This is a genomic window from Nocardia sp. NPDC004582 (genome assembly GCF_053602115.1).
Map to the genome: position 1 here is coordinate 1 of NZ_JBSGCY010000306.1, position 1,143 is coordinate 1,143.

Consider the following 1,143-nt stretch of genomic DNA (forward strand, 5'->3'; position numbering starts at 1 on the left):
GGGGTGGTCGCGGCTCTATCGGCGGGGCCCGGCCGTTGTTCTGTTTGAAGAAGATTTTGGTGTCCGTGCGCGGCAGGGCGCGGTCCTCGTACAGCAGACTCCCGGCGTGGCGGGGTCCTCGCATACGATGGCCGTTGCTCAGCAAGTCACATGGAAACCGACCGTCCCAGGCCCGACCGGCAAGGAGACCAACCCCCGTGTCCGTCCTCTCGAAGCTCATGCGTGCAGGCGAAGGCAAGATCCTGCGCAAGCTGCACCGCATCGCGGACCAGGTCAACTCCATCGAAGAGGACTTCGTCGACCTCTCCGACGCCGAGCTGCGGGCCCTCACCGATGAGTACAAGCAGCGGTACGCCGATGGTGAGAGTCTGGACGACCTGTTGCCCGAGGCGTTCGCGACGGTGCGTGAAGGCGCCAAGCGCGCGCTCGGCCAGCGCCACTACGACGTGCAGATCATGGGTGGCGCGGCCCTGCACCTCGGTTATGTGGCCGAGATGAAGACCGGTGAGGGCAAGACCCTCGTCGGCACGCTGCCCGCTTATCTGAACGCGCTGTCCGGCAAGGGCGTCCACCTGATCACGGTGAACGACTACCTGGCCGAGCGCGACTCCGAGATGATGGGCCGCGTCCACAAGTTCCTGGGTCTGAGCGTCGGCTGCATCCTGGCCAACATGACGCCGGCCCAGCGCCGCGAGCAGTACGCGTGCGACATCACGTACGGCACGAACAACGAGTTCGGTTTCGACTACCTGCGCGACAACATGGCGTGGTCGAAGGACGAGCTGGTGCAGCGCGGCCACAACTTCGCCATCGTCGACGAGGTCGACTCGATCCTGGTCGACGAGGCGCGTACGCCGTTGATCATCTCGGGTCCGGCGGACCAGGCGACCAAGTGGTACGGCGACTTCGCGAAGCTGGTGACGCGCCTGAAGAAGGGCGAGCCCGGCAACCCGCTGAAGGGCATCGAGGAGACCGGCGACTACGAGGTCGACGAGAAGAAGCGCACGGTCGCCATCCACGAGGCCGGTGTCAGCAAGGTCGAGGACTGGCTGGGCATCGACAACCTCTACGAGTCGGTGAACACGCCTCTGGTGGGCTACCTGAACAACGCCATCAAGGCGAAGGAGCTCTTCAAGAAGGACA

General features: G+C 64.7%; 1 protein-coding gene. It reads left to right on the top strand.

What is annotated here, in order from left to right; all coding sequences use genetic code 11:
* Positions 1-218: 218 nt before the first annotated feature.
* Positions 219-1,143: preprotein translocase subunit SecA (locus ACWELJ_RS34210; protein WP_452370191.1), on the top strand; the 925-nt coding region annotated here is incomplete at its 3' end.